Annotated in this window: 4 protein-coding genes and 1 rRNA gene; 1 reads left to right on the top strand and 4 read right to left on the bottom strand. The window is 50.6% G+C overall.

Annotated features, from left to right (window positions below; genetic code table 11):
* Positions 1-100 precede the first annotated feature (100 nt).
* From aceA to metA, 3 genes are all read right to left on the bottom strand, one after another.
* A complete protein-coding gene (gene aceA, locus BEA93_RS23840) occupies positions 101-1,405 on the bottom strand; it encodes an isocitrate lyase (protein WP_000857846.1) in 1,305 nt (434 codons plus the stop codon).
* A gap of 29 nt (positions 1,406-1,434) precedes the next feature.
* A complete protein-coding gene (gene aceB / locus BEA93_RS23835) occupies positions 1,435-3,036 on the bottom strand; it encodes a malate synthase A (protein WP_001517546.1) in 1,602 nt (533 codons plus the stop codon).
* A 268-nt stretch (positions 3,037-3,304) separates the two neighbouring features.
* Positions 3,305-4,234 (bottom strand): homoserine O-acetyltransferase MetA, encoded by a 930-nt coding sequence (gene metA, locus BEA93_RS23830; RefSeq protein ID WP_001122799.1) that lies wholly within the window; start codon positions 4,232-4,234, stop codon positions 3,305-3,307.
* Between the two features lie 156 nt (positions 4,235-4,390).
* Between metA and BEA93_RS23825 the strand changes: the two genes are divergently transcribed.
* Positions 4,391-4,834 carry an acetyltransferase gene (locus tag BEA93_RS23825; protein ID WP_105225198.1) on the top strand — a complete coding sequence of 148 codons (444 nt, stop codon included), beginning with the start codon at positions 4,391-4,393 and terminating at the stop codon, positions 4,832-4,834.
* A 125-nt stretch (positions 4,835-4,959) separates the two neighbouring features.
* Here the strand turns inward: BEA93_RS23825 and rrf are convergent.
* Positions 4,960-5,064 (bottom strand): 5S ribosomal RNA (gene rrf, locus BEA93_RS23820); the annotation flags it as partial.

The following is a 5,064-nucleotide window of genomic DNA, read 5'->3' as shown; positions in this document are numbered from 1 at the left end:
GTAGGCCTGATAAGACGCGTCAGCGTCGCATCAGGCGCTCATTGCCGGATGCGGCGTAAACGCATTATCCGGTCTACAGCCAACAACAATTGTCGGTTGCTTAGAACTGCGATTCTTCGGTAGAGCCGGTCAGTGCGGTAACCGACGATGTGCCACCCTGAATAATGGTCGTCACTTTATCGAAATAACCCGTACCCACTTCCTGCTGGTGAGAAACGAAGGTGTAGCCATCTTTCGCAGCAGCAAATTCCGGCTGCTGCACTTTCTCAACATAATGCTTCATCCCCTCGCCCTGCGCATAGGCGTTTGCCAGGTCGAACATGTTGAACCACATGCTGTGGATACCCGCCAGGGTGATAAACTGGAATTTGTAACCCATATCCGACAATTGCTGCTGGAAGCTGGCAATAGTTTTGTCGTCGAGATTTTTCTGCCAGTTGAACGACGGCGAGCAGTTGTAGGCTAACAGCTTGCCTGGATATTTCGCATGAATAGCGTCGGCAAAACGGCGCGCCAGTTCCAGGTCTGGCGTGGAGGTTTCACACCATACCAGGTCAGCATATGGCGCATAAGCCAGGCCACGGCTGATAGCTTGTTCAATGCCCGCATGGGTACGGAAGAAACCTTCATTAGTGCGTTCACCAGTGATGAATTCGCTGTCGTACGGATCGCAATCGGAGGTGATCAGGTCTGCCGCATCGGCATCGGTACGAGCAACCAACAGGGTCGGAACTCCTGTAACATCCGCAGCCAGACGCGCCGCGACCAGTTTCTGGATCGCTTCCTGGGTTGGCACCAGCACTTTACCGCCCATGTGACCGCATTTTTTCACTGACGCCAACTGATCTTCGAAGTGAACTGCCGCTGCACCGGCTTCAATCATCGCTTTCATCAGCTCAAAAGCATTCAGGACACCACCAAAACCGGCTTCAGCATCGGCAACGATCGGCAGGAAATAATCAACATAACGCGGATCGCCCGGCTCAATACCTGCGGACCACTGGATCTGATCAGCTCGACGGAAGGTGTTATTGATCCGCTCCACTACCGCTGGCACTGAATTTGCCGGATAAAGTGACTGGTCCGGATACATGCTGGCCGCCAGGTTAGCATCCGCCGCTACCTGCCAGCCAGACAGGTAAACCGCTTCAATACCCGCTTTCGCCTGTTGCAGCGCCTGACCGCCAGTCAGTGCGCCGAGGCTGTTGATATAGCCTTTTTTCGATTCACCGTGCAGCAGTCGCCACATTTTTGCCGCGCCCAGTTGTGCCAGCGTGCATTCCGGATTGACCGAGCCGCGTAATTTCACCACGTCCTCCGCGCTGTATGGGCGGGTAATACCTTCCCAGCGCGGTTGAGTCCACTCTTTCTGTAATTCTTCAATTTGTTGTGTACGGGTTTTCATGTGCAGATGCTCCATAGTTATGTGGTGGTTTACGCTAACAGGCGGTAGCCTGGCAGGGTCAGGAAATCAATTAACTCATCGGAAGTGGTGATCTGTTCCATCAGGCGAGCAGCATCATCGAAGCGCCCACTATTGAAACGTTGTTCGCCCAATTCATGGGCAATCTCTTTCATCTCTTCAGCCAACATCTGGCGGAACAGTGCTTTGGTCACCGGTTTGCCATTGCTCAACGTTTTTTGATGGTGGATCCATTGCCAGATAGAGGTGCGGGAAATCTCTGCCGTTGCTGCGTCTTCCATCAGACCATAAATCGGCACACAGCCGTTGCCGGAGATCCATGCTTCGATGTACTGCACGGCCACACGAATATTGGCGCGCATGCCTTCTTCGGTGCGCTCACCGTCACAAGGAGCCAGCAGTTGTTCAGCAGTAACCGGTGCATCTTGCTCGCGCAGGACTTCTAACTGGTTTTTACGAGAGCCGAGGATGTCGTTAAATACCGCCATAGCGGTATCAGCAAGGCCTGGATGGGCGATCCACGTACCATCGTGACCGTTGCTGGCTTCTAGTGCTTTATCCGCTTTTACCTTGTTGAGAACCTGATTATTGCGCTCTTCATCTTTACTCGGGATAAAGGCCGCCATGCCGCCCATCGCGAATGCACCGCGTTTATGGCAGGTTTTAATCAGCAGACGTGAATAGGCACTGAGGAACGGTTTATCCATTGTCACTGCCTGGCGATCTGGCAGGACGCGATCGGGATAGTTTTTTAATGTTTTGATATAGCTAAAGATGTAATCCCAGCGACCGCAGTTCAGACCGACAATATGGTCGCGCAGTGCGTGAAGGATTTCATCCATCTGGAATACAGCAGGCAAGGTTTCAATGAGTAACGTTGCCTTGATGGTGCCGCGCGGCAGGTTAAAGCGACCTTCTGCGTAAGTGAAGACTTCGCTCCACCATGCAGCTTCCTGCCAGGACTGAGTTTTTGGCAGATAAAAATAAGGACCACTGCCCTTTGCCAGCAGCGCCTGGTAGTTGTGGAAGAAGTAGAGAGCAAAATCAAACAGGCTGCCAGGGATTGCTTCACCACGCCAGGTAACATGTTTTTCCGGCAAGTGCAGGCCGCGTACCCGACAAATCAAAACCGCCGGATTGGGCTTGAGTTGATAAATTTTACCTGCTTCGTTGGTGTAACTGATGGTGCCGTTAACCGCATCGCGCAGGTTAATTTGCCCGTCGATCACTTTGTTCCAGTCCGGGGCCAGTGAATCCTCGAAGTCAGCCATGAAGACTTTCACATTAGCGTTTAGCGCGTTAATCACCATCTTGCGCTCAACGGGTCCGGTTATCTCTACCCGGCGATCTTGTAAGTCCGCAGGAATTCCGCGAATCTTCCAATTACTTTCTCGAATGGAAGTTGTTTCCGAAATAAAATCAGGCAACGTCCCGTTATCGATATCCTGCTGTTGCTGAATGCGCGCTGCCAGAAGTTTATTGCGTTGTGGCGTAAAATGCGTCACCAGCTCAGTCAGAAATTCTACCGCTTCGGCGGTGAGAACTTGCTTCTCCTGCTCGCCATACGGTCTTATGAAAGCCAGTTCATCGGTTGTTGTTGCCTGTTGAGTCATCGTGCAGCTCCTCGTCATGGATCCGAATACTTCCCCACTGTGAACGAAGGATCGTTGTGCGCTTTTCGTTCAGCACAACTAAGACTACTCATTTAAAATGCAAAATCAAAAACAATTTCCATTTTTAATTTAATTATCAATTAACTTATTGATAACAATAATAATAAAATTAATTCACTTGATGAGTGACGTTTCAGAAATAAAAAAGGCACCCGAAGGTGCCTGATGTAATGTGCTGAATCGCTTAACGATCGATCGCCGCAGAAGATTAATCCAGCGTTGGATTCATGTGGCGTAGATCGTATGGCGTAATCTGGTAGACGTAATAGTTGAGCCAGTTGGTAAACAGCAAATTACCGTGACTACGCCAGCTCGCACACGGTTTGTTTTGCGGATCGTTATGCGGGAAATAGTTATACGGTACATCCGGAGTTAGTCCGGCTTCTACATCGCGGAAATATTCCTGCGCCAGTGTTTGCGCATCGTATTCGGGATGGCCCGTCACAAAGGCAATGCGCTTGTCTTTGCTGGCAAACAAATACGCATCCCCTTCTTCTGTCTCTGCCAGAATCTCCAGATCGGTGTAATCACGAATCAACGCTGCCGGAAAGTCTGCATATCGCGAATGCGGTGCCAGAAATGAATCATCAAATCCACGCGTCAGAAGCGCATGAGGATGGAGAATGTGGTGCTCGTATACACCCGAAAGTTTGTCGGTGCGGGTTTGCTTGGGTATACCGTAGAGAATATTAAGCGCGGCCTGAACCGCCCAACAGACAAATAATGTCGAGGTGACGTGATCTCTCGACCACTCCAATACCTGTTTGATCTGCGGCCAGTAAGCGACGTCATTAAACTCCACCAGACCCAGCGGCGCGCCAGTTACAATCAGACCATCAAAGTTCTGTTCCTGTATATCTTCAAAGTTGCAGTAGAAGTTGTTCAGATGCTCTGCAGGCGTGTTGCGCGACTCGCGAGAATCAATGCGCAACAACTGAATATCGACCTGCAAAGGAGAGTTTGAAAGCAGGCGTAAAAACTGATTTTCAGTTTCGATCTTCTTCGGCATCAGGTTAAGGATAAGCACCTTTAGCGGACGAATTTCCTGACCAGACGCGCGCGAAGTTGTCATCACAAAGACGTTTTCTTCACGCAAGAAATTGACGGCGGGTAGCTCGTCCGGCACACGAATCGGCATAACCTGATTACCTCACTACATACGTTTAAACGTTTAGACATCCAGATAGCTGAAGATAACCAGAAAATTCGCCAATGTCGAGCCTGCATGTTCAAGGTGAGAAAGTTTCAAGAAAAAGGCTGAGTTAGAATATAAGCATGAATAAAAGGAGTGGAAATGGTTATTAGAATTCGCCGTTCACGGCATGAGGAAGGGGAAAAACTGGTTTCGATCTGGTGTCGTTCTGTCGATGCTACCCACCATTTTTTGTCTGCAGACTATCGGGTCGAACTGGAAGAGCTGGTGAGTTCGTTTCTGCCAGAAGCACCGCTGTGGGTTGCGGTTAATGAGCGGGATCAACCGATTGGGTTTATGTTGCTAAGCGGGCAGCATATGGATGCGCTATTTGTCGATTCTGATGCGCGCGGGTATGGCGTAGGTCGACTACTGGTGGAACATGCGCTCTCGATGGCCACGGAACTGACAACCAACGTTAATGAGCAAAATGAGCAAGCAGTAGGATTCTATAAGAAGATGGGATTTAACGTTACCGGGCGTTCGGAAGTCGACGAGCTGGGGAAACCGTATCCGCTACTGAATCTGGCGTATGGGGGGGAATAATGCGCTGCTGACCCCTACCGTAACCCTGCGCAGGACAGATAAGGCTCGCCAGCATCGCATCCGGCATTTTTTCCGCACCAGCGCAAAAAGGCCATCCTTACGGATGGCCTTTCGCTTTATTTGATGCCTGGCAGTTCCCTACTCTCGCATGGGGAGACCCCACACTACCATCGGCGCTACGGCGTTTCACTTCTGAGTTCGGCATGGGGTCAGGTGGGACCACCGCGCTA

The organism is Escherichia sp. MOD1-EC5950, from assembly GCF_002965345.1.
Classification (GTDB): Bacteria; Pseudomonadota; Gammaproteobacteria; order Enterobacterales; family Enterobacteriaceae; genus Escherichia; species Escherichia marmotae.
Note: the sequence above shows the minus strand (reverse complement) of the source record. Positions and strands in the feature narration are given on the sequence as shown.

Excerpts from the sequence above, each read along its gene's own strand:
- BEA93_RS23825 (WP_105225198.1), top strand. The coding sequence starts at position 4,391 with ATGGTTATTAGAATTCGCCGTTCACGGCATGAGGAAGGGGAAAAACTG.
- aceA (WP_000857846.1), bottom strand. The coding sequence starts at position 1,405 with ATGAAAACCCGTACACAACAAATTGAAGAATTACAGAAAGAGTGGACT.
- aceB (WP_001517546.1), bottom strand. The coding sequence starts at position 3,036 with ATGACTCAACAGGCAACAACAACCGATGAACTGGCTTTCATAAGACCG.
- metA (WP_001122799.1), bottom strand. The coding sequence starts at position 4,234 with ATGCCGATTCGTGTGCCGGACGAGCTACCCGCCGTCAATTTCTTGCGT.